Genomic DNA, 22328 nt, shown 5'->3' on the forward strand with positions numbered 1-22328 from the left:
TCTACTCTGCGCATTCGAAGCCGGATGTCAGTCTTTCGAGCCATGGGAGGCCAAAATGTTACGTTTTTTCAAACCTGCTGCACATCAGCCCCGCGTTGATGACAGCCGCGTTGACCCGTTATACCGCAAGCTACGCTGGCAGATCTTTCTGGGGATATTCTTCGGTTATGCTGCCTACTACCTGGTGCGTAAGAACTTTGCCCTCGCGATGCCCTACCTGGTTGAACAGGGTTTCTCACGTGGTGACCTCGGCTTTGCGCTCTCCGGCATCTCTATCGCCTACGGTTTCTCAAAATTCATTATGGGGTCGGTCTCTGACCGCTCCAACCCGCGCGTCTTCTTACCTGCTGGCCTGATACTTGCCGCGGCAGTCATGTTGTTTATGGGCTTTGTCCCCTGGGCAACGTCCAGCATCATGGTGATGTTTGTACTGCTGTTCCTGTGTGGATGGTTCCAGGGGATGGGCTGGCCGCCGTGCGGTCGTACAATGGTGCACTGGTGGTCACAGAAAGAGCGCGGCGGCATTGTTTCCGTCTGGAACTGTGCGCATAACGTCGGTGGTGGTATCCCTCCACTGCTGTTCCTGCTCGGTATGGCCTGGTTTAACGACTGGAAAGCGGCGCTGTATATGCCTGCTTTTGGTGCCATTGTTATCGCCATCATTGCTTTTGCGCTGATGCGTGATACCCCGCAGTCTTGCGGCCTGCCGCCGATTGAGGAGTACAAAAACGACTATCCACCGAACTATGATGAGAAACATGAAGATGAGCTAACGGCTAAGCAGATCTTTATGCAGTACATCCTGCCGAACAAACTGCTGTGGTATATCGCGCTGGCTAACGTGTTTGTTTACCTGCTGCGTTACGGCATCCTCGACTGGTCACCGACCTACCTGAAAGAAGTGAAACACTTCACGCTGGATAAATCATCGTGGGCTTACTTCTTCTACGAGTACGCCGGTATCCCGGGTACGCTGCTGTGCGGCTGGATGTCGGATAAAGTCTTTAAAGGTAACCGTGGTGCAACAGGCGTGTTCTTTATGGTGTTGGTGACCATTGCCACCGTTGTGTACTGGATGAACCCGGCCGGTAATCCTGGTGTGGATATGGCCTGTATGATGATTATTGGCTTCCTGATTTATGGCCCGGTGATGCTGATTGGTCTGCATGCCCTGGAGCTGGCACCGAAGAAAGCGGCGGGTACCGCAGCAGGCTTTACCGGTCTGTTTGGCTACCTCGGTGGGTCCGTTGCCGCCAGTGCTATCGTCGGCTATACCGTTGATTACTTCGGCTGGGATGGCGGCTTTATCATTATGATCGGCGGCTGTGTGCTGGCGGTGATCCTGCTGACGATGACGATGTTCAGCGAGAAGAAACACAAACAGGGCCTGAACTCACTCTGATTGAAGGGAACATTATGTTGAAAAACGTTATCGCTACCTTAGTTCTCACCACCTCTCTCGCGGCGACAGCCGCGAGTTCTTCGCCTGTCGTGATTGCGCATCGTGGGGCCAGCGGTTATCTGCCGGAACACAGCCTGCCGGCAAAAGCGATGGCCTATGCTCAGGGAGCGGATTACCTTGAGCAGGATCTGGTGATGACCAAAGACGATCATCTGGTGGTGCTGCATGACCACTATCTGGATCGGGTGACGGATGTTGCCACGCGTTTCCCCCATCGCGCACGGGCTGACGGACGTTATTACGCTATCGACTTTACCCTTGCCGAGATCAAGAGCCTGGCGTTTACCGAAGGCTTTACGCTTGAAAACGGCAAAAAGGTGCAGACCTTTCCAGGCCGCTTCCCGATGGGGAAATCTGATTTCCGTGTTCATACCTTTGAGGAAGAACTGGAGTTTATTCAGGGCCTGAACCACTCCACCGGCAAAGACATCGGGATTTATACCGAAATTAAAGCCCCGTGGTTCCACCGCAAAGAAGGCAAGGATATCTCTGCCAAAGTTCTGGACGTCCTGAAGCAGTATGGTTACAGCAGTAAGACCGATAAGGTTTATGTGCAGTGCTTTGACTATAACGAAGTGAAGCGCATCAAGACCGAACTGGAACCTCAGCGGGGAATGAATCTGAAGCTGGTGCAGCTGATCGCCTATACCAAATGGGATGAAACTCAGGAGCAGCGCGACGGTAAGTGGGTGAACTACGATTACGATTGGATGTTCGCGCCGGGTGCGATGAAAACCATCGCCCAATACGCCGACGGTATTGGCCCGGATTACCATATGCTGGTGGCGCCAGGCGCAAAAACCGGCAATGTGGCGCTGAACGATATGGTCAAAGAGGCACACCAGAATCATCTGGTGGTGCATCCGTACACGGTACGCGCCGATCAGCTACCGCCTTATGTCAGCAACGTCGATCAGCTGTACGACCTGCTGTACAACAAAGCGGAGGTTGATGGTCTGTTTACTGATTTCCCGGATAAAGCCGTTCGTTTCTTAGGTCGATAACTATCGGATGACTAAAGGGCCGATCGAACAGTTGATCGGCCCTGCAGACTTACACGTGATACAGCTGACGCAGGAAGTTCGGCACGGCCTGATCGGCATTCGACCCGATCACTTCCAGCTCCGGTAAGATATCTTTCAGGCGCTGATGAGAGTTGCTCATGATGCAGCCTTTGCCCGCCATACTCAGCATCTCTTTATCATTCATACCGTCACCAAAGGCAATGCACTCCTGTAACGAGAAGCCCAGTGATTTTGATACCGCATCCAGCGCGTGCCCTTTCGACACACCGCCCGCCATCACTTCCAGGCAGGTTGGCAGCGAGAAGCTGACGTTAACCCGATCACCCCAGCGCGCAATCAGCGCCAACTCCAGTGGGACCAGCAGTTCCGGGATCGCGCAGGTGAAGAACACCTTGCTGATGCCGTCGGTCGACAGCTGGCCCGGCTCATAGATCTGATAGTTGAAGTCAGACTCGCGGAAGAAATCCATCTCTTCAGGACGGTGGCGGTTCAGGAACCACTCTTCATCCCGATACACGTTGGTGTAGATATCAGGGTTGGCGTGCTGCATGGCGAACAGTTCAAGCGCGATATCTTCATCCAGGTTGTGACTGAAAACCAGCTCACCGGCGGTGTTATGCACCCGCGCCCCATTTGAGGTGATCATGTAAGCATCGATGCCCAGGCTGTCACGCATCTGCGCCACGTCGATGTAATGGCGGCCCGTTGCAAAGACAAAATGGATGCCTTTACGTGTCAGCAACTGTAACGTTTCGCGGGCATAAGGGGAAAGCGTGTGGTCCGGTGACAGCAGCGTGCCATCCAGATCTGAAGCAACAATACGGTACATAACACCTCTGATTAATATTTCTGGCGGGCTGTCAGTACCCACCGGCAAAGTCATTCTGTCCACTCAGCAGTGGCGGAAAAAAAAGGCCAGGATGGCCTCCAGCGCTTCGCTGCGCATGCTGTCTTTCTCAAACAGGATCTCGTGGCGGGCACCGTCGATAATCATCGGCTTACCCCCTTCGCAGGGCTGGCCGGCGGCCACCATCGTCTGGCAAAACAGATCCTGAGCGCGGTTATCCACCACTTTATCGTCAGCGGCCTGGAGCAGCAGCAGCGGCGTCGATATCTTCGCCGCCTGGCTTAAAATACTGTGCCCGGCGCGTACCCCTTCTCTCACCCAGTGATAAGTGGGGCCACCCACACGCAAGCCCGGGTCGTCGGCATAAAAGCGCAGGTTACGGCGATAGCGTTCACGGCTGTGTGTCAGTTCGTTAATGGCGAACGGGCGCGCATGCCATTTTCCGGTCCCCAGTGCATAACCCTCGCGTACCGTCGGATATTTTTCCGCCCAATTAAGGATAGAGTTGGCCATCCATAACGGCATCGGCAGGAAGATGCCAAACATCGGCGATGCCAGCGCCACTGCATCAAACGCCGCAGGCTGGCGAGCCAGCATCAGCGCCAGTATCGCCCCGCCCATCGAATGGGCCAGTGCATAACGGCGGCGATAGTGACGTGTGACAATCTCTTTCAAATACAGGGTTTCGAGGTCGTCGACATAATCTTCGAATTCAACCACATGGCCACGGTGAGAATCCTGCAATAACCGCCCGGATCGTCCCTGCCCGCGATGATCGATAATGATGACATCATAACCGCTATGGAACAGGTCATAGGCCAGCTCCGGGTATTTCACATAGCTTTCAATGCGCCCCGGGCACAGCAGTATCACCTTATCGTGTTGCGGTGAGATGAAACGGACGTAGCGGATCGGGATGTTTTCAACACCGAAAAACTCATCCTCTTCACGCAATTTCCAGAAATCCAGCAACGGGCCTGTAGCAAATGCCGCAAAGGCTTTTTCCCGCGTCGTCCAGTTGTGTTTACGATGTTCCATCAGGCTCATTTCCAGAAAGGACTCTTCCTTAAAAAAGGGGCAGGGTTCCCCGTAGCGCCGCATTCAACAATAACGTATTGTGTCACAAATGAGCGTTTTTCGGGAGTTTTACGCATGACCATCGAGTGGTGGCTGACCTATCTGTTAACAACCAGCATCTTAAGTCTGTCGCCAGGTTCTGGCGCAATCAATACCATGAGCACCGGTATCAGCCACGGTTATCGGGGTGCGGTCGCCTCAATCTCCGGCCTTCAGGTTGGGCTGTCACTGCATATTGTGCTGGTTGGCATCGGGCTGGGTGCACTGTTTTCCCAGTCGTTACTGGCCTTTGAAATTCTTAAATGGGCCGGGGCGGGCTACCTGGTCTGGCTGGGTATTCAACAGTGGCGATCGGCCGGGGCGATCGATCTGAATGCGGTTGCCAAAGCGATGCCGCGTCGTAGGCTGTTTAAACGCGCCGTGCTGGTGAATCTGACCAATCCAAAAAGTATTGTGTTCCTGGCTGCCCTCTTCCCGCAGTTCATTCTGCCACATCAGCCGCAGGCGATGCAGTATCTGGTCTTGGGCGTCACGACCGTAGTGGTGGATATTATCGTGATGATTGGCTATGCCACGCTGGCCACACGCATCTCCGCGTGGATCAAAGGACCGCATCAGATGAAATTGCTAAACCGGATTTTTGGGGGCTTGTTTATTGCGGTAGGTGCACTGCTGGCCTCGGCACGAAGAATCGCCTAACAGAACCCGGGTCGGGCATGCCTGCCCCCTACAAAACCTGTCGCGGCCGATAATTTATCGATCGGCCCACATCAAACATTACTCGTCGTCTTCACCGTCGACATGTTCTTTGATCATCACCATAAACGGCCTGCCAAAACGCTCCAGCTTCTTATGCCCGACGCCATTCACACTCAACATCTCGGATGCTGTCAGCGGCATTTGCTCCGCCATTTCAATCAGCGTTGCATCGTTAAACACCACATATGGCGGAACATTGGCTTCATCGGCGATGGATTTACGCAGCTTGCGCAGTTTGGCAAACAGCTTGCGGTCATAACTTCCGCCATAGGATTTCTGGCTGCTGTTACGCGGTTTAATACTCACCAGGCGAGGAACCGCCAGCATCAGCGGCACTTCACCACGTAAGGTGGGGCGTGCGGCTTCCGTCAGCTGTAATGCTGAGTGCATGGCGATGTTTTGCGTCACCAGCCCAAGGTGAATCAACTGGCGTAACACGCTGGTCCAGTGCTCATGGCTCTGCTCACGGCCGATGCCATACACCGGTAATTTGTCGTGCTGCATATCGCGGATGCGCTGGTTATTGGCGCCGCGCAGGATCTCGACGATATACCCCATCCCGAAACGCTGCCCAACGCGATAAATACAGGAGAGTGCTTTTTGCGCCTCGACCAGGCCATCATAGCGGCGCGGTGGATCAAGGCAGATATCGCAGTTGTCGCAAGGCTGCTGACGCCCCTCACCAAAATAGTTCAGCAAGACCAGACGACGGCAGGTCTGCGCTTCGGCAAACGCACCCATCGCATTCAGCTTATGGCGTTCAATATCCTGTAGCGGCCCCGGTGTTTTCTCTTCCAGACACTTACGCAACCAGGCCATATCGGCCGGATCGTACAGCAGCAGCGCCTCGGCTGGCAGGCCATCACGCCCCGCACGCCCGGTTTCCTGATAGTAGGATTCGATATTGCGCGGGATATCAAAGTGCACCACAAAACGCACGTTGGGTTTGTTAATGCCCATACCAAAAGCCACGGTCGCCACCACAATTTGCAGGTCATCACGCTGGAAGGCTTCCTGCACATGAGCACGGTGTGCGTTATCCATCCCCGCATGATAGGCACCAACACTCAGGCCACGGCTTTGCAGACGGGCTGCGGTGTCTTCCACTTTGGCCCGGCTGTTACAGTAAATGATGCCGCACTTGCCGCGCTGATCCTGCACATAGCGCAGCAGCTGTTCGGTAGGTTTGAATTTTTCCACCAGCGTATAGCGGATATTGGGGCGGTCAAAGCTACTGACCTGGATGAGCGGGTCATCAAGCTGCAGCAGACGGGCAATGTCGTTACGCGTGGTTTCATCGGCGGTGGCGGTCAGCGCCATCACCGGGACATCCGGCAGGCGATGACGTAGCTGGCCCAGCGCACCGTATTCCGGGCGGAAGTCGTGGCCCCACTGGGAAATACAGTGGGCTTCATCCACCGCCAGCATCGCCGGATTCCAGTGCGTCAGCTGCTCGAGGAAGTTGTCCATCATCAGACGTTCAGGGGCAATGTACAGTAGACGGATGCGACCGGTACGGCAGCCTGCCATCACTTCCTGCTGCTCTTCACGGTTCTGCGTCGAATTGAGGCAGGCCGCCGCAACGCCGTTTGCAAGCAGTTGGTCGACCTGGTCTTTCATCAACGAGATCAACGGCGACACCACCAGCGTCAGCCCCTCACGCACCAGTGCAGGGATCTGATAACAGAGTGATTTTCCGCCGCCGGTTGGCATAACGACCAGACAGTCACGCCCGTTGAGCGACTCCTGAATGATGGTTTGTTGCCCCGGACGAAACTGCTGATAGCCGAAGGTATCGCGTAATACCTGCTCTGCCAGCGTTTCTTTATTGATGACTGCTGCCGTAGACACGTTGTCCCCACATCTGAAATAACAAGAATTCTGGCCGGGTTGATTGCTCAACCCGGTCACGACGACCTTAGAACAGGTCGTTGAGCGTCACGCCCACACCGACGCGCGTTTGACGGTGGTTATAGTCGATTAACGATTCGCCATAACCACTAAACACCTGCGTATAGAAACGCACATGATCGGTCATCGGGTAGCTCCAGCCCAGTTCAGCGCCGCCGTAGCCGCTGTTCCAGTTGTAGTTGCTCCTCACGCTGAAGATGCTCTCGCCCCACTGGTAGCCCACCGTCAGGCGATAATAACCCATGTACTTAGTGATATCCGGGTTATCGTCATTATTTTCACTTTCTGGAAGACGGTACCAGGGTTTGACCTCAACCATCCAATTGCCGTTTTCTGCCATCAGTCGGGCATAGACACGGTTCCAGCTGCGCGATGTCGGATCGGATCGGCCGTTAGACTCATGATTCAGGCCCGTTTCCACATCGCGTAACGTCCAGCCAGCGAAAGAGTAATCCGTGGCCCAGCCAAGAAAGATCTGCGGCTGGTAGTTGGTTTCACGAAACGGTGAAGAGGCACCACGATTAGATAACTGCCACCAGGACCGTTGAGTATAGGACGCCGCCAGCACCGAGTTATCGCCGAGAATGCCACGCCATAACGGGAAGGCCAGGCTTAACTGGAACTTCACTTCATCATGTTTGGCTTTATTTCCCCAGTCGTAAGACTCGATCGCTTCCTTGTTGATATTGCTGGTATCCGTGTAAAGCAGATAGTTGTTTTCGTAAGGGAACAAGATAAACGGGTTATCGTGCTTCTCCAGCAAATTGGCAATAATGCTGCCGCGAACCGCAGGCTGATCGTGGACATCTTTTACGGTAGCGGTCTGTGCCAGCACCAACGTCGGAAACAGAATTGCTGACGCCAGCAATCCTTTCAGCAGAGCCATAGGATTCTCCCAGAGAGGCGGATAAGTGAATAAAAAGCACGCCATTCTACACAGAAACATCCTGGGGGATTAGTGCTCATTTCCGAAAGTGGAAAGCACCGTCAACGAAGCATATTATACACACTCCGTTAACCTGATTTTTCATTCAGACCGCATTACAGGAAGACCCGCTAATGTCAGCAGTACCTATGGATCAGGCTGCCGCTCGCCGCCTGATTGGCGAGATTTTTGTCTACCACATGCCGTTCAATCGCGCACTGGGGCTGGAGCTGGACCGACTGGAGTCGGATTACGCAGAGATAAGCCTGGCGAACCAGACCATGCTGGTCGGTAACTCTGCTCAGAAAATATTGCACGGTGGCGTGATCGCTTCCGTACTGGATGTCGCTGCCGGTCTGGTGTGTGTCACCAGCGCGCTGACACGCCAGGAAAGCATCACTGAAGAGGAGCTACGCCAGCGCCTGTCGCGCATGGGAACCATCGACCTGCGGGTGGATTATCTGCGTCCCGGCCGTGGTGAACGCTTTACGGCCAGCAGCAGTCTGTTACGTGGTGGTAATAAAGTGTCGGTTGCCAGGGTCGAGTTACATAACGATGTCGGTGTTCATATTGCCAGCGCCACTGCTACCTATCTGATCGGTTAACTTCATGAATCCACAGCACACTCGCCAGGGCATTTTCTTTGCTCTGGGCGCTTATTTTATCTGGGGCATTGCTCCGGTTTACTTCAAGCTCATCCAGCAAGTTGCCCCCGGGGAAATTATGACCCACCGGGTGATCTGGTCATTTTTCTTTATGCTGGTGCTGCTCACCGCCAGCCGACACTGGCGCAATGTCCGTACGGTTATCCAGCACCCCAAAAAGGTGCTGCTGCTGGCGCTCTCCGCCGTTGTGATTTGCGGTAACTGGCTGCTGTATATCTGGGCGGTGAATAATCACCATTTGCTGGAGGCCAGTCTGGGTTACTTTATTAACCCGTTGCTGAACGTTCTGGTGGGGATGGTGTTTCTCGGGGAACGCTTCCGGCGCCTGCAATGGCTGGCAGTGGCACTCGCGGCCTGCGGCGTACTGATACAGGTGTGGCAGTTTGGTTCCGTGCCGGTGATCGCTCTCAGTCTCGCCATCAGCTTTTCATTCTATGGCTTGCTGCGTAAAAAAATAGCCGTTGATGCCCAAAGCGGAATGCTGATTGAAACCAGCTGGCTGTTAATCCCTGCGGCTATCTATCTGTTCGCGATAGCCGACAGCCCCACCAGCCATCTGGGAAGCAACCCACTGAGCCTCAACTTGATGCTGGCCGCTGCCGGGGTGATCACCACGGTTCCGCTGATGCTGTTTACTGCCGCTTGTACACGTTTGAAACTGTCCACCGTCGGCTTTTTCCAGTATATGGCACCCACGCTGATGTTCCTGCTAGCCGTATTATTTTACGGAGAGCAAATGACACCCGATAAAGTCGTGACCTTTGGCTTTATCTGGACAGCGCTGGCGCTCTTTATTGCCGATGCTCTGTTGGCATTACGCCGATCGTCGGCCGTATAGCGCGATAAGCAGAAATAAAAAAATCGCCTCTCAGGCGATTTTTTTTATCGAGCGGCTTACAGCCAGTTCTTACGCTTAAAGTAGGCGTAAGGTGCCAGACCGGCGAGGATCATCAGGCTAATCGCCCCTGGATAGCCAAAGCTCCATTTCAGCTCAGGCATAAACTCGAAGTTCATCCCGTAGCTGGAGGCCACCAGGGTAGGCGGCAGGAAGACCACCGATACCACCGAGAAGATCTTGATGATGCGGTTCTGTTCGATGTTGATAAAGCCCATCGCCGCCTGCATCAGGAAGTTAACTTTCTGGAACAGGGATTCATTGTGCGGCAGCAGGGATTCGATATCGCGCAGGATCTCGCGAGCCTGCTCCAGCTGATTGCCTGGCAGACGCGCCTTACGTACCAGGAAGTTAAGTGCACGCTGGGTATCCATCAGACACAGGCGCACCTTCCAGCCGATATCTTCCAGCTCTGCCAGCGTCGACAGTGCTTCATCAAACGCATCGCCCTGCTGTCCTTCCATAATCACGCGGCTCAGTTTTTCCAGATCGCTGTAGATATTCTCGATCTCATCCGCCAGCTGTTCGATTTTTGTCTCAAACAGATCGAGCAGCAGCTCGTAAGCATTTCCGTCGCTCAGAACCTGATTACGGGCACGCATACGGTAAAGACGAAACGCCGGGAGTTCACGTTCGCGCAGGGTATACAGGCGCCCTTCACGAATGGTGAAGGCCACCGTCGAGTTACCCGCGTGATCGTCAGCATCTTCATAGAAGAAAAATGAGTGAATATGCAGACCATCTTCATCTTCGAAGAAACGTGCGGAGGCTTCGATATCTTCCAGTTCAGGGCGGGTCGCAAGGCTCTGGCCCAGTTCGGTTTGTACCCGATCTCGTTCAGCTTCTTCCGGTTCGATCAAATCGACCCAGACGGAACCGATCAGCTCGTCCCTGGCATCAGCATCATCCAGTTCAAGGCGGGTCAGACGGTTTTGGTCGAGTTTAAATGCGCTCAACATTAGCTGTACTCCCAATTCACAGTAACAAAATGGGACAGAGCGCTTGAACACGGGAAACAGATGTTTCAGTCAGCGAGCAAAACTGACTCAGAGCGACGGGACATGCGGTCGCCAACAACCACGAAGGCTATCGGCAAAAGAGGATAGCCTTAGGAGTTGTACCTGAAATGCAGGTCAGTGAGCCAGTATGTACTGGGTGTGTCCAAGGCGAATGTCCTCTTAGGGTAATGGTGGGCGCATGTTACGCTGAGACTAAAAAGGCGTCAAGCGGGGCCATGCGCCCTTCTGGGCGTCACATCGCTTCCAGTTTGGCATAAGCAGCCACCAGCCACTTAATGCCCTGTCCCTGGAACGCCACCTGGAGTCGGCTATGCTCGCCACTGCCTTCCAGATTAACGATAGTCCCTTCGCCAAACTTGGCATGATGCACCCGCTGGCCGAGGGCGAAACCACTGTCATTTTTCGCGATCGGCGTCCCCATGCGCTGATGGTTGGCAGGGCGGCTGACGCTGGCACGCAGACGAACCTCCTCCACGCACTCTTCAGGCAACTCTCCGATAAAGCGCGATGGGCGGTGATACACTTCCTTACCATAAAGCCGTCGGGTTTCGGCATAGGTCAGGGTCAGTTTCTGCATCGCACGCGTCACACCAACGTAGGCCAGGCGACGTTCTTCTTCCAGGCGGCCACCTTCATCCAGCGACATCTGGCTGGGGAACATGCCCTCTTCCATGCCGACAATAAACACCTGCATAAACTCCAGCCCTTTGGCGGAGTGCAGGGTCATTAACTGCACGGCATCCTGCCACTTGTCGGCCTGCCCTTCACCGGCCTCAAGAGCGGCATGGGAGAGAAACGCCTGCAGCGGCATCAGGTCCTGGTCTTCATCCTGATAGCTGTACTGCCGTGTGGCATTAACCAGCTCCTCAAGGTTTTCGATACGTGCCTGGCCCTTCTCGCCTTTTTCCTGCTCATACATCAGCCACAAACCGGAATCTTTGATCACCCGGTCCGTCTGCACATGCAGCGGCATCTCAGCGGTTTCCTGCGCCAGTGAATCGACCAGCTCGGTAAAGCGCTGTAAGGCTGATGCGGCACGCCCGGCCAGCGCTTTTTCCTGCAACAGCACGCGCGTGGTTTGCCACAGCGTGAGCTGACGTTCACGTGACGTCTGGCGGATGACATCCAGCGTCCGGTCGCCTATGCCTCGGGTCGGCGTGTTGATCACGCGCTCAAAGGCGGCATCGTCATTACGGTTGGAGATCAAACGCAGATAGGCCAGCGCATCCTTGATTTCCTGGCGCTCGAAGAAGCGCATACCGCCATAGATCCGGTACGGCATACTGGTTTGCAACAGGGCTTCTTCCAGCACGCGCGACTGGGCGTTACTGCGATAGAGGATCGCGCAGTCATTCAGCGCGCCGCCATTCTCCATCCACACCTTAATGCGGTTGACCACAAAGCGCGCTTCATCGAGTTCATTGAAGGCACAGTAAACCGCAATTTGCTCGCCATCGCTGTCTTCGGTCCACAGCTCTTTACCCAGGCGGCCACTGTTATTAGCAATCAGGGTGTTCGCTGCTTTCAGAATATTGTTGGTCGAGCGGTAGTTTTGCTCAAGACGGATGGTTTCCGCACCGGGGAAATCTTTGAGGAAGCGCTGGATGTTTTCCACCTGCGCACCACGCCAGCCATAGATAGACTGATCGTCATCCCCCACGATGATCACTTTACCGGTGTCACCCGCCAGCATACGGATCCACGCATACTGGATGTTGTTGGTATCCTGGAATTCGTCCACCAGGATATTGGTAAACCGTTCGCGGTAGTGATTGAGGATATGCGGTTTGTTCAGCCACAGCTCATGAGCACGCAGCAGCAGCTCGGCAAAGTCCACCAGACCGGCGCGATCGCAGGCTTCCTGATAGGCCTGGTAAATACGCAGCCAGGTCTGTTCAATCGGGTTACCGTAACTTTCGATATGTTTCGGACGCAGCCCTTCGTCTTTTTTGCCATTGATGTACCACATCCCCTGACGGGCAGGCCACTGCTTCTCATCCAGATTCATCGCTTTGATCAGGCGCTTCAGCAGACGCAGCTGATCTTCACTGTCGAGGATTTGGAAGTCCTGCGGCAGGTTGGCATCGAGATGGTGCGCGCGCAGCAGACGGTGCGCCAGCCCGTGGAACGTCCCGATCCACATACCGCCCTGGCTGGTACCGATGAGCTGTTCGATACGGTGGCGCATCTCGGCCGCCGCTTTGTTGGTGAAGGTCACCGCCATAATCGAATAGGGGGAGCAGTTTTCCACTGCCATCAGCCAGGCAATGCGATGCACCAGCACGCGGGTTTTACCACTGCCCGCACCCGCCAGCACCAGCAGGTTGCTGCGCGGCGCGGCAACGGCTTCGCGTTGTTTGTCATTCAAGCTGTCGAGCAGTTCAGAAACGTCCATAGGCACCGTCGGGGATCGGGGGCAGCATCAGGCCGCCCACTGGATATTTAACCAGCTTATTATATCAGCGCGGTCAGCGATGCCAACCGGGAAATTTCCAGCGTGGGAAGCAGGCGGGTGTCGTTAATATGCATCAGGTTGCCTTCACGCAGGTTAATCCAGCATGACTGCATGCCGTAACGGATAGCCCCGGCGACATCCGTGGTGAGATCGTCACCCACATGCAGGATATTTTCAGCAGACAGATTTAACCGCTCTGCCGCCAGCTGATACATATCATGGAAAGGTTTAGCGCGGCCATCCGGCCCGGCACGCAGGGTAAACTGGAAGTACTTATCCAGGCCACAAAGGTGGGGTTCCGCATTACCATTGGTGATCGCCACCAGCGGTATGCGCTGAGCCAGAGCCGCCAGCGTGGCGTGCGTCTCTTCAGGCATCTCAATCTCGCTGCGCCAGCGGGCAAAGACAGCCATGACGTCATGCGAACCTCTCAGCGCCTGCGTTGACGGCAGCCCCACATCCAGCATCACTTGCTCGACTGCGCGGCGACGCCACTCGCTGACATCATGATAAATTTCAGGCTCGGCAGCCAGCAGGCGGTCACGCACCTGTTGATACTGCGCCACGCTGTAGTCCTTCAACGCGGGATGATACGCCTGTAGCGCGCTGTGAGATTCCCGCGTGGTACGCAGGATCACCGGGTGGTTGTCATACAGCGTGTCATCAAGATCGAAGGTCATTGCCGCAACAGGGCGTAGAGGCCGGTAAAAGTGCATCAGGATTTTCCTCGTTTCGCACGGGGATGGGCAGCATCGTAAACCGACGCCAGGTGTTGAAAGTCGAGATGGGTATAGATTTGCGTAGTGGTCAGATTGGCATGCCCGAGCAGCTCCTGCACGGCACGCAAATCACCACTGGATTCCAGCATATGCGTTGCAAATGAATGACGCAGTTTATGCGGATGAACATGGCTGGACAGCCCCTGTTTAACGCCCCACTCAGCAAAACGCTTTTGTACGTTACGCGCTGAAATGCGCTTGCCCTGCTTCGACAGGAATAACGCAGTGTCCTCTGGTGCAAACAGCTCACGCATCACCATCCAGTGCTCAACCCAATGGACGGCGGTCCGGCCAATCGGCAGACGGCGCTCTTTGCTGCCTTTACCGATCACCCACACTTCACCGGAAGCGAGGTCAAGATGACTCAGGTCAATACCCACCAGTTCGGACAAACGCAAGCCGGCACCGTACATCACCTCCAGCATCGCGCGATCGCGAACGGCCAGCGGGTCATTGAGGTCAATGTCCAGCAGCTTGTCGACTTCATCGACATCAATATTTTTGGGAAGATGCCGTGCAGCGCGCGGCGTGGCAACGCCTTTCGCCGGGTTAGCGTTGATGACGCCCTGGCTGATCAGCCAGTCGAGGAAGCTACGTAATGCGGAAAGCCTCAGCGCCAGGCTCGCGGGCTTCAGCCCGCTGCGACTGCTGCGGGCCGCCAGTGAGCGCACCAGGGCAGCATCCAGCCGTGGCCAGTCACTCACGTTCAGTTCATCCAGCAGGGCTATGACAGCACTGAGCTGGCGCTGATAGCTCTCCTGAGTGAGAGGACTGAGCTGACGCTCCACTTTCAGATAACGCAGGAAGCCCTCTACGGCTGGCAGCAGGGGCGACTCGCTATTCACGCGCGTTCTATCCAGCGTGACAGCAGCTGGGGCAACATCAGCGACAGATGCTGTAACAACACCGTACCCATGCCCGACTGGTAATGCTGATTGTCGCGGCTGCTGAAGATCAGTACGCCGAGGTCACCCTCTTCACCCAGCAGCGACATCGCGACCGAACCAATGGCTTTTGCCTGTGGCAACAGTAACAGTAACTCCGGGCCATTAAGACTGCCAAGATAGTGATTCTGTTTACCCAAACGCTGAATGCGCACAGATTCAAATGCCTGACGCGGCAGCGCCAGCTGCGTAAAGTCGGAAGGGGCACCGATGCGCCATTTCTCAGCGAACAGCCGAATATTTGCCCCCGCAAGGCCAAATTCACGCGCCCAGCGATGGAGGCGGTTAAGCATGTCATGCAGACTGGTGGCCGAGGCGAGACGCCCCTGCAGGGCGAACAGCCGATCAAACAGCTGCTGATTTGCGCTGGCCTGCTCCATCAACAGCGTAATGTCTTCTTCCAGCTGGTGAATATGATTGCGCTGACGCGCCAGCTGCCACTCCACCAGCGAGACGGTGCCGCGGATCGGATGCGGCACGATCATCTGTTCAACCTGGCGGGCATTGCGGATAAAGAAGTCTGGATTTTGCATCAGGAACTCACTGACCGTACGATCGTCTAGTAAGATTTCGCCAGCGTCCTGTTGTTCCCCGACATTTTTCATAAATGAATAAACCCGTCATATACGTGAGTGGCAGGACCGGTCATATACAGGGGATGCCCCGGACCTTTCCATGCGATATTGAGCGTGCCGCCAGGCAGGTCAACCCGCACTTTTTCCGCCAGCAACGTCTGCTGTATCCCGATCGCGACGGCGGCGCATGCACCGCTGCCACAGGCCTGGGTTTCACCCGCACCGCGTTCATACACGCGCAGACGGATATGTTCGCGGCTGACCACTTCCATAAAACCAACGTTGACCCGCTCAGGAAAACGTTCGTGGCTTTCCAGCACCGGCCCCAGTATTTCCACCGTGGCGGTTTTTACACTCTCAACCTGTAAGACGCAGTGTGGATTACCCATCGACACCACACCACACATCACAGTTTGCTCAGCAGCGCGCATCAGGTAGATATTTTCCGCTTTGTTGGCACGGAAAGGCACCTGCTGCGGTTCGAAATTGGGTTCGCCCATGTTCACGCACACCAGTTCATCCTGGTTGACGCTTAACACCATGCGGCCGGTTTGGGTGCTGACGCGGATATCATTTTTATTGGTCAGCCCTTTCAGGCGGACAAAGCGGGCAAAACAGCGTGCGCCGTTGCCGCACTGTGCCACTTCGCTACCGTCGGCGTTAAAGATACGGTAATGAAAGTCCAGATCAGGATCGTAAGGCGGCTCAACGATCAGTAGCTGATCGAAGCCGATCCCCAGATGACGATCGGCCAGACGGCGGATCAACTCAGGTGAGAAATAGACATTCTGCGTGACGGCATCAACCACCATAAAGTCGTTGCCTAGGCCGTGCATTTTTGAAAACTGCATTTTCTGCTCCGCCGGGTGCGTCATAGTTTACTGAGCCGGTTGCACACTCTGTCCGCGGGTCGTGGCAGGCGTCTGCTCTGACGTGGCGGATGGCGTCGTTGGGGTAGCCTGCTGGACCTGCGGTTTAGCAGTCTCATCTTTGGGGAAATAGAGCGGGCCTTTCAGGCCACATCCCGTGAGGCTGACCGCAGCCAGTACCAGAGCCAGCGGGAATCGTATTTTCTTCATTCTTGTTCTGCTCGTTAAAGATACCTTTTGCCGTCTATCATCGCAGGTGAAGTTCGAAAAGCAACAGGAAAAGCGCAATCCCTGTTGCCGCATTCGACATCAGAAGCCCCGGTGACGCAGAGGTATAAGAGGGAACGGAGTGGGAGAGAAAAGATGTTAGCCAAACACCGCCCACGGCCGCAGGCGGTTTCTCTTTACCCGTTACGCTTTAGTGGCAATAGTAAAGGTCAGCACATCGCTGTAGTCACCCTTTTTAATCCCCTTCGGCGCGAAGGTACGGAACGTGGGTAGAAAACAGGTTTTCCCACCGGGCAGCAGTGGCAGTGTGGATAATGGCCCGTTAGGGAGGTCAACCTTGTTGCTACCACTGTCAAGCGTCAACTGGTAGGGAATAATCTGCGTATTATCTTGCAGGCCTATCAGCTGATACTGATTATTCACTGCGCCGTTCTGACTGCTGGCATTAATGACAAATTTCTTACCGGTCGCATAGGCTTGATCATACTCCAGACAAAACTGGCTTTGACTGCTGCTAAAGGGAATGATCTGCTCGCCGCTTTTTATTTCACCCAGGTCCCAATCGGGTGCCGTTGCCGTCATTGATACATCGGGTTCGGGTGGGTTTTCAGGGTCGGCAATGATGCGGCAACTTCCTTCGCTGCCAAAGGTAATATAGGCACTCTTATTATCGTTATAATGAGTACCGAGAGTATCAACACCCGAACTGATGGCGACCGCCGCCCAGTTTTCTATATCATCATTATAAAAATAGACTGATGTTTCTCCGATAAACGCCCCCGCCTCACCCCATGGATAAGTAATCGGAACCCCCCAGACATTCTGCGCAAATATTCGCACATAACCATTTTCTCTCATCGAACCAATAAGAGTCGTATCTGAAGAATTTATTTGCACTCTCAAAGGGTACGACCTGACTGGAAGACCTTCCTTAGAATACGTGTAGAATAAAATCGCACGTGACCTCAACTTATCACTTCCAATTATTCCTTCCACGGCGTTAAATGAAATGGTGAGCCTCGCATAAGTACCATATTGTGTTTTTTGCAATGAGCAGCCACTGTATCTTTTAGCAACATCTGCTTTAACAATATTTGCGGAATAAGCCGAACTCACAGCAAGACAATGAATTAAAATCACCAACACACCTGAAATAATAACTCGCATTCCTTTTATCCTTATTGACGATTGCACCAATATTTTCCATCCATGTCTATCTTTTCACCGGGTATCATCTGTGGTGTGCCGGGATAGACATTAAAATCATCCACTATTCTGCTATCAATTTTAATGTTTTTTGCCTGATAACGCGTGGTGCCCGTCGCCGTCAGCGTAATGGTATTCGCGCGGCATACGGCGCTCAGGGTGCTGATCTTTTTTTCTGGCAGCTGGCGTACCAACGCACTAAAACTCAGGTTAACCGCCACGCCAGCAGCAAGATTTGCTATCCCGTTGCCGGATATTTCAGTGGACGGCTTTACATCCAGTCGGTAAACGGTTTCCTGCGTAACAGCGGCCAGCGGCTTGAGATTAATTGTTTTTGACTGACCGCGTGCAAGGGACAGTTTGAACGGATAGGCATAGAGCTGCGGGTTGCGCGCCATCCCCACCGGCTCAAGTATTTCTTTGTCATACGGCACACCGGGGTTGATCAGTTTTGAAAGGGTGACGGTAACGTATTCTACATGGTCACTTTTGTTGACGAGGATCATTTTGGCAATATTGTCCCCGTCAACATCAATCATTTTTGGTACCAAATCAATCACTGCACAGACAGGAAAACCGAAGAGTAATATCAACGTTGCTAATAGCGATCTAAACATTATTCCACCACTGGCTCAAAGAGTAATGACAGCACGCCGCTGTAAGTTCCCCCCACGGACTTAAAGTCTCCGGCAGGCGGGTAACCTGAAATATTGATCAGATAGTGCCCAATGGTATCTTCATCGTTTACCGGTGGGGGATTGGAAAAGGTCACTTTAGTCGTTGCCGTCAGCTCCTGTACCGGAGAATCCATCGCCCCCATAACGACTTTTATATTACGGAACAACAGTTCAGGCTTATTTTTGTTTTGTAACGTCAGCGGCAGCGCCAGACTGGCCTGAAAGGTTCCACTACTGGACGTAATTCGCAGCGGCGCTGCAACCGAATAAGGCGTGTCAAACGCCCCAAGCTGCTCAAGCTGTAGACCCTGATCGTACCAAGTCCCTTTTTCATCGGTAACAAACAGATTATTCTCTTTGATCACATGAGCGCTAATTTTACTGGTAAATTTTCCTTTGAGCTCTATGTCTGCCCCCTGGCTCAGGCCCGGCAACAAACAAAGCAGCAGTGGCGCTATCTTCATTTTTGATATCATTCCGTTTCCCCTGCGTTATTTGTTACCCACTGAAGCACCCAGTTGATAAATCACCACCCCATAACCGATACTGACCGCCAAAGGCACCAGGGTATTCTCCGTCGTCACCCCCTGTACGCTGATATTTTCACGCGGACGAAAAGTCACGCGCCAAATTTTTCGCTGTGCAGGCTTACGGAGTTCTTTCACATTGATTTCCCTCTCTTGCTGGGGCCCCAGCGCCAGACGCATCGGGCTAATCAACAGCGAGGGAGCGGCAACGTTGCCCACAGGTATACGTACTTCAGGGTCTGTCAGAGGCGTTTGCACCTGCTCCTGGGTGACATCAAGATACAGCGGAGAATCACCCGTATTTTTCACCATCAGTTTTCCCACACGGTCTGGCCCGCCCAGGGTCATCTCGCTGAGTGAAATGCGCAGCACACCCGCTGCCTGCGACGTATTGTTCAACAGGCATAAACCGAGTAGTACGCTCAACAGCAAACGCATCACGGGCAGCTCAGGGTTGTCGGTTCATCGTCAACATTCATGACAATCTGACTGGCGGTAAATGACTGCGGTACGCCTGGGAAAAGACCGACAGTGGCCGGATTTTTCTTATTTGCTGGGGTGAATTTCATATCCGACAAGCGGACCCGGATATTTCCACTGTTGGTCAGGATGATTTGTTTGCCTTCGCAGCGGTGTGTCCAGCTGCTTTTCTGATTTCGTGGCACAGGCATATGGCGCACCAGCACGCCATATCCAATAGCGACACTCATGGGTGCGGTGATTTTATCCTGTGGCGCATCTTTCACCTGGAGCGAATGTACCGGGGTGATATACAGGCGGTATACGCCTTCCTGCGTGGGCTCTTCAAGCGACGTCAGGCGAATATCGCGGCTCTGATTAGGTCCCAGGGTCAGCTTTTCTGGCGTTGCCAGCACGCCCGGATGAGGCAGGTCGCGCATCATGATTTTCTTTTCAGGATACATGCCAGGATTCATCACTTTCTCCAGTCTTACGGAGAGATAGAGCGGAGAATCGCCGACATTACGTACTTTGATCATCTGCGGATGGGCGTTAAACAGACGTGTACTGACCGGGAGAACCATCAGTTCTCCGTCGGCGAGTGCCGCTGGGGCTGAAAACAGTAACCCACCGACCATCGCGGGTATCGCCAGCATGGTCAGCAATAATTTTTTAGGCATAAATATTCTCACTCATTAAAATTTAAGGCCGCAACGGCACACAGGGGTAATCATTGCCTCTGGGTTTGGTTAAGTCGCAGCGGAAACTCCCCTGCTTGCCATCGACCGTCACTTGTTGCAGTACGCCTTTACTGGCAATAGAGAACAGACCGTTCTGATAAACGTTATCCCCGGTTTCAGAAATGACGCCGCTGACGGGAAGCCCCTGTACGGTTTTCATAAAGCCGTTGTACAACAGGTTGATATCGACCGTTGCTTTAGCGTTATAAACCTGTCCTGGGTGCGAACGCACAATGTTGGCCGGGATTTCAATGTTCATATCCATATCGTTGCTGCGGGTCATGACCTGTGCATACGGGATATCGGTATACTGTTTCAGCGGAATGGCATAGCGATGCCCGCCGGCAACAGGTGCACCTTCAACGCTAAAGCCATAATCCAGCGCGTCAATTTTTGGTGTCTCCAGCATCATGGCCGCGCCGCTATAGCTGTAGCGCCCCAGAGCAATGCCCTGAGCATTCGCCGCGATCATGCCGCTATAGTTGAAATCACCATTGGTACTGTTTTTGTCATGCCCGACGTTAAGTGAAGCATCACCACGGGTACCGGAACGACTGGCATAGAGATTAACGTTGGTTTCATTACCGATGCGGTTGACGGTGGTGCCCGCAGTGGTTTCGCCGAAATCATCGTCGAAGGTTTTACGGTAATCGCCACTCAACTGCGTTTGTCCGCCAGACCGAGCAGCGCTGAAGCTGGCCTGTGAGTTGTTCAGCGTCCAACTGGTATTCAGGTAAACACCATAATTCCCCGATGACTGCTGGTAACCGCCCTTCTGTATGCCCAAGGCAAAGTTGGCCCACAGTCCGTTCGGACGATAGTTCCAGCGCACTTCAGCCTGCTGCTGTTCGCTATTCGAATAGCGCCTATAGCTGTAACTTAACATCGCCCCTTTCAGCAGATAGCTGTAAGAAAGGCTGGTACTACTGGACCCGGCATAAAAATGGGATACCTGATTATTCTGGTAACGGCTTAGGGACAGCGTGCCAAGTTTCTCGCTGGTGGCACTCATGCTGACGTAACCCCCGGTTTTCTTTTCACCGCTCAACACCCCTAACGTTGGGATCACCTGGAACAGTCCCGTTACAATGGAGCGCGTAAGATTCAGCTCTGCCGCCCATTTGCCTTTATCACCATGTATCATGGAGGTATTCACAAAGAACCAGCGCATATCCTGGCTCCAGGATGCCTGCAACATCGACAGATTGGTCTGTGCTTCGCGGCCAGCGGTCAGGCTCCAGGCATTCCGCCCGCTGCCAAAGTTAACGTTATTAACTTCTCGCTCTTCTTTTTTTATCAGCCGGCCATTATGGTCAACCAATCTGATCTCCAGTGGGTAATAACCGCCAGGTAGATCGGAAAAATCGATCTCATTTCGCCCCAGGACTGCCGGGCGCTTAAGCAACATACGGCCGTTACGATAAAACTCGTAGTTACCTTCCGAGGTGGCATACAGCACCAGTGACCCCTTATTCGGGTTACTTAACAGGTGAGCTTGACTTCCCACAGTAAAAAACTGGTTAAAACCGCTGGTCAGCAGCGTACTGATCGAACCGGATGAGTAATCAACGCTGTTTTGTTTACCCGTTCGAACATAGATGTCAGCGAAATTTTTCTGCATATACCAGGATGAAACACCCTGCGTATCAGCGCTCTGATTCTCTCTTTCTGTACGGCTGGCATACCAACTAAGAAAACCAAAGGACTGAGAGGGCAGCCCAAGCCAGGCATTACCGTTAATGTTCATTGCGCGATAACTCTCAGAAGAGGCACGCAGGTCAACCGACTGATTATGGACCAGACCAAAATTTGTGGCCGGCACAATATAATCACTATTCGCATCACGAATGGTTATGGTGCGTTTAACTTTATCGACAGAGACACGATAGCCTTCCAGCGTTAAATCACAGCCGTTATGACATTTTTGGTAGTCAAAATTCTCAAATATTTTCCTCAGCGTAGCAATATCTTCAACCCCCACGCCATTACTGAGATATTTTCGTTGATTAAATGTTAATTTACCGTCCTGCCGGGAAATAATAATAAAGTCCGGCAATGTATTGCCGTTAAACGTTGCTAAATAACGCGCATCATCCTCTAAATCTGAAGCACTAAACCCAGCAGGTACATTATAAGAGATCTTCATCTGGGCGAACGAACCCGGGGAGTTCATTGCAAAAAAAACAAAGACCCACCCTTTATAAAGTAAGCTTTTTATTTTTCGGTGAGTCATATCCATATTCCTCTACCAGGTAGTCAATGCAAAAAAAACCCCGGTCTAACC

At 53.5% G+C, this 22328-nt stretch carries 23 protein-coding genes; 5 read left to right on the plus strand and 18 right to left on the minus strand.

The window, feature by feature from the left end; genetic code table 11:
* The first annotated feature begins 55 nt into the window (after nucleotides 1–55).
* Complete coding sequence (gene glpT, locus FY046_RS22620) at nucleotides 56–1402, plus strand: glycerol-3-phosphate transporter (protein ID WP_133846832.1); 1347 nt, start codon at nucleotides 56–58, stop codon at nucleotides 1400–1402.
* A 14-nt stretch (nucleotides 1403–1416) separates the two neighbouring features.
* The gene (gene glpQ, locus FY046_RS22625; protein ID WP_446186509.1) at nucleotides 1417–2466 is read left to right on the plus strand and encodes a glycerophosphodiester phosphodiesterase; all 1050 of its coding nucleotides are present in this window, start codon (nucleotides 1417–1419) and stop codon (nucleotides 2464–2466) included.
* 49 nt (nucleotides 2467–2515) lie between these two features.
* Here the strand turns inward: glpQ and yigL are convergent, their stop codons facing one another.
* Nucleotides 2516–3316: a sugar/pyridoxal phosphate phosphatase YigL gene (gene yigL, locus FY046_RS22630; RefSeq protein ID WP_133846834.1), complete on the minus strand. Its 801-nt coding sequence runs from the start codon at nucleotides 3314–3316 to the stop codon at nucleotides 2516–2518.
* A gap of 63 nt (nucleotides 3317–3379) precedes the next feature.
* Complete coding sequence (gene pldB / locus FY046_RS22635; protein ID WP_446186510.1) at nucleotides 3380–4372, minus strand: lysophospholipase L2; 993 nt, start codon at nucleotides 4370–4372, stop codon at nucleotides 3380–3382.
* Nucleotides 4373–4486: 114 nt separating this feature from the next.
* Here pldB and rhtB point away from each other — a divergent pair, with 114 nt between their 5' ends.
* Entirely contained in the window at nucleotides 4487–5110 is a 624-nt protein-coding gene (gene rhtB, locus FY046_RS22640) for a homoserine/homoserine lactone efflux protein (protein ID WP_133846836.1), read from the plus strand.
* Nucleotides 5111–5188: 78 nt separating this feature from the next.
* Here the strand turns inward: rhtB and recQ are convergent, their stop codons facing one another.
* Nucleotides 5189–7021 (minus strand): ATP-dependent DNA helicase RecQ, encoded by a 1833-nt coding sequence (gene recQ / locus FY046_RS22645; RefSeq protein WP_133846837.1) that lies wholly within the window; start codon nucleotides 7019–7021, stop codon nucleotides 5189–5191.
* Nucleotides 7022–7088: 67 nt separating this feature from the next.
* Nucleotides 7089–7967: a phospholipase A gene (gene pldA, locus FY046_RS22650; protein ID WP_133846838.1), complete on the minus strand. Its 879-nt coding sequence runs from the start codon at nucleotides 7965–7967 to the stop codon at nucleotides 7089–7091.
* Nucleotides 7968–8140: 173 nt separating this feature from the next.
* On the opposite strand from pldA, the gene FY046_RS22655 reads away from it, so the two are divergent.
* Complete coding sequence (locus tag FY046_RS22655; RefSeq protein ID WP_133846839.1) at nucleotides 8141–8611, plus strand: thioesterase family protein; 471 nt, start codon at nucleotides 8141–8143, stop codon at nucleotides 8609–8611.
* Nucleotides 8612–8615: 4 nt separating this feature from the next.
* Nucleotides 8616–9509, plus strand: coding sequence for an EamA family transporter RarD (gene rarD, locus FY046_RS22660; protein WP_133846840.1), 894 nt, complete (start codon nucleotides 8616–8618; stop codon nucleotides 9507–9509).
* A 56-nt stretch (nucleotides 9510–9565) separates the two neighbouring features.
* On the opposite strand, the gene corA is transcribed toward rarD, so the two are convergent.
* From corA to FY046_RS22730, 14 genes are all read right to left on the minus strand, one after another.
* Nucleotides 9566–10525 (minus strand): magnesium/cobalt transporter CorA, encoded by a 960-nt coding sequence (gene corA, locus FY046_RS22665; protein WP_133846841.1) that lies wholly within the window; start codon nucleotides 10523–10525, stop codon nucleotides 9566–9568.
* 149 nt (nucleotides 10526–10674) lie between these two features.
* A complete protein-coding gene (gene ysgD / locus FY046_RS22670; protein WP_374760164.1) occupies nucleotides 10675–10731 on the minus strand; it encodes a YsgD/CorL family protein in 57 nt (18 codons plus the stop codon).
* Between the two features lie 86 nt (nucleotides 10732–10817).
* A complete protein-coding gene (gene uvrD / locus FY046_RS22675; RefSeq protein WP_171149787.1) occupies nucleotides 10818–12980 on the minus strand; it encodes a DNA helicase II in 2163 nt (720 codons plus the stop codon).
* A 59-nt stretch (nucleotides 12981–13039) separates the two neighbouring features.
* Nucleotides 13040–13756 (minus strand): 5-amino-6-(5-phospho-D-ribitylamino)uracil phosphatase YigB, encoded by a 717-nt coding sequence (gene yigB, locus FY046_RS22680; RefSeq protein ID WP_167864782.1) that lies wholly within the window; start codon nucleotides 13754–13756, stop codon nucleotides 13040–13042.
* A complete protein-coding gene (gene xerC / locus FY046_RS22685) occupies nucleotides 13756–14664 on the minus strand; it encodes a tyrosine recombinase XerC (RefSeq protein WP_133846844.1) in 909 nt (302 codons plus the stop codon). The genes yigB and xerC overlap by 1 nt, the downstream gene beginning before the upstream one ends.
* Nucleotides 14661–15368: a DUF484 domain-containing protein gene (locus tag FY046_RS22690; RefSeq protein WP_133846845.1), complete on the minus strand. Its 708-nt coding sequence runs from the start codon at nucleotides 15366–15368 to the stop codon at nucleotides 14661–14663. Before FY046_RS22690 ends, xerC begins: the two co-directional genes overlap by 4 nt.
* Nucleotides 15365–16189, minus strand: coding sequence for a diaminopimelate epimerase (gene dapF, locus FY046_RS22695; RefSeq protein WP_133846846.1), 825 nt, complete (start codon nucleotides 16187–16189; stop codon nucleotides 15365–15367). Before dapF ends, FY046_RS22690 begins: the two co-directional genes overlap by 4 nt.
* A 27-nt stretch (nucleotides 16190–16216) precedes the next feature.
* Complete coding sequence (gene lptM, locus FY046_RS22700) at nucleotides 16217–16417, minus strand: LPS translocon maturation chaperone LptM (protein WP_133846847.1); 201 nt, start codon at nucleotides 16415–16417, stop codon at nucleotides 16217–16219.
* A gap of 201 nt (nucleotides 16418–16618) precedes the next feature.
* Complete coding sequence (locus tag FY046_RS22705) at nucleotides 16619–17602, minus strand: hypothetical protein (protein ID WP_167864780.1); 984 nt, start codon at nucleotides 17600–17602, stop codon at nucleotides 16619–16621.
* An 11-nt stretch (nucleotides 17603–17613) separates the two neighbouring features.
* Nucleotides 17614–18258: a hypothetical protein gene (locus FY046_RS22710; RefSeq protein WP_167864779.1), complete on the minus strand. Its 645-nt coding sequence runs from the start codon at nucleotides 18256–18258 to the stop codon at nucleotides 17614–17616.
* Nucleotides 18258–18782, minus strand: a complete 525-nt coding sequence (locus FY046_RS22715) for a hypothetical protein (RefSeq protein ID WP_167864778.1) — start codon at nucleotides 18780–18782, stop codon at nucleotides 18258–18260. The genes FY046_RS22710 and FY046_RS22715 overlap by 1 nt, the downstream gene beginning before the upstream one ends.
* Nucleotides 18783–18809: 27 nt before the next feature.
* Nucleotides 18810–19283 carry a hypothetical protein gene (locus FY046_RS22720; RefSeq protein WP_167864777.1) on the minus strand — a complete coding sequence of 158 codons (474 nt, stop codon included), beginning with the start codon at nucleotides 19281–19283 and terminating at the stop codon, nucleotides 18810–18812.
* Nucleotides 19283–19984, minus strand: coding sequence for a pilus assembly protein (locus FY046_RS22725; protein WP_197931316.1), 702 nt, complete (start codon nucleotides 19982–19984; stop codon nucleotides 19283–19285). Before FY046_RS22725 ends, FY046_RS22720 begins: the two co-directional genes overlap by 1 nt.
* A 22-nt stretch (nucleotides 19985–20006) precedes the next feature.
* Nucleotides 20007–22190, minus strand: a complete 2184-nt coding sequence (locus tag FY046_RS22730) for a TcfC E-set like domain-containing protein (RefSeq protein WP_446186511.1) — start codon at nucleotides 22188–22190, stop codon at nucleotides 20007–20009.
* Between the last annotated feature and the right edge of the window lie 138 nt (nucleotides 22191–22328).

The sequence above is a fragment of the Erwinia sp. 1181_3 genome, assembly GCF_052824965.1.

What these genes read in the sequence shown, in the direction of transcription:
- dapF (WP_133846846.1), bottom strand. Translation starts at nt 16,189, where the DNA reads ATGCAGTTTTCAAAAATGCACGGCCTAGGCAACGACTTTATGGTGGTT.
- FY046_RS22720 (WP_167864777.1), bottom strand. Translation starts at nt 19,283, where the DNA reads ATGCGTTTGCTGTTGAGCGTACTACTCGGTTTATGCCTGTTGAACAAT.
- glpT (WP_133846832.1), top strand. Translation starts at nt 56, where the DNA reads ATGTTACGTTTTTTCAAACCTGCTGCACATCAGCCCCGCGTTGATGAC.
- FY046_RS22705 (WP_167864780.1), bottom strand. Translation starts at nt 17,602, where the DNA reads ATGCGAGTTATTATTTCAGGTGTGTTGGTGATTTTAATTCATTGTCTT.
- corA (WP_133846841.1), bottom strand. Translation starts at nt 10,525, where the DNA reads ATGTTGAGCGCATTTAAACTCGACCAAAACCGTCTGACCCGCCTTGAA.
- FY046_RS22715 (WP_167864778.1), bottom strand. Translation starts at nt 18,782, where the DNA reads ATGAAGATAGCGCCACTGCTGCTTTGTTTGTTGCCGGGCCTGAGCCAG.
- pldB (WP_446186510.1), bottom strand. Translation starts at nt 4,372, where the DNA reads ATGGAACATCGTAAACACAACTGGACGACGCGGGAAAAAGCCTTTGCG.
- lptM (WP_133846847.1), bottom strand. Translation starts at nt 16,417, where the DNA reads ATGAAGAAAATACGATTCCCGCTGGCTCTGGTACTGGCTGCGGTCAGC.
- rarD (WP_133846840.1), top strand. Translation starts at nt 8,616, where the DNA reads ATGAATCCACAGCACACTCGCCAGGGCATTTTCTTTGCTCTGGGCGCT.
- rhtB (WP_133846836.1), top strand. Translation starts at nt 4,487, where the DNA reads ATGACCATCGAGTGGTGGCTGACCTATCTGTTAACAACCAGCATCTTA.
- pldA (WP_133846838.1), bottom strand. Translation starts at nt 7,967, where the DNA reads ATGGCTCTGCTGAAAGGATTGCTGGCGTCAGCAATTCTGTTTCCGACG.
- glpQ (WP_446186509.1), top strand. Translation starts at nt 1,417, where the DNA reads ATGTTGAAAAACGTTATCGCTACCTTAGTTCTCACCACCTCTCTCGCG.
- yigB (WP_167864782.1), bottom strand. Translation starts at nt 13,756, where the DNA reads ATGCACTTTTACCGGCCTCTACGCCCTGTTGCGGCAATGACCTTCGAT.
- uvrD (WP_171149787.1), bottom strand. Translation starts at nt 12,980, where the DNA reads ATGGACGTTTCTGAACTGCTCGACAGCTTGAATGACAAACAACGCGAA.
- FY046_RS22690 (WP_133846845.1), bottom strand. Translation starts at nt 15,368, where the DNA reads ATGAAAAATGTCGGGGAACAACAGGACGCTGGCGAAATCTTACTAGAC.
- FY046_RS22725 (WP_197931316.1), bottom strand. Translation starts at nt 19,984, where the DNA reads ATGCCTAAAAAATTATTGCTGACCATGCTGGCGATACCCGCGATGGTC.
- FY046_RS22655 (WP_133846839.1), top strand. Translation starts at nt 8,141, where the DNA reads ATGTCAGCAGTACCTATGGATCAGGCTGCCGCTCGCCGCCTGATTGGC.
- FY046_RS22730 (WP_446186511.1), bottom strand. Translation starts at nt 22,190, where the DNA reads ATGAAGATCTCTTATAATGTACCTGCTGGGTTTAGTGCTTCAGATTTA.
- yigL (WP_133846834.1), bottom strand. Translation starts at nt 3,316, where the DNA reads ATGTACCGTATTGTTGCTTCAGATCTGGATGGCACGCTGCTGTCACCG.
- FY046_RS22710 (WP_167864779.1), bottom strand. Translation starts at nt 18,258, where the DNA reads ATGTTTAGATCGCTATTAGCAACGTTGATATTACTCTTCGGTTTTCCT.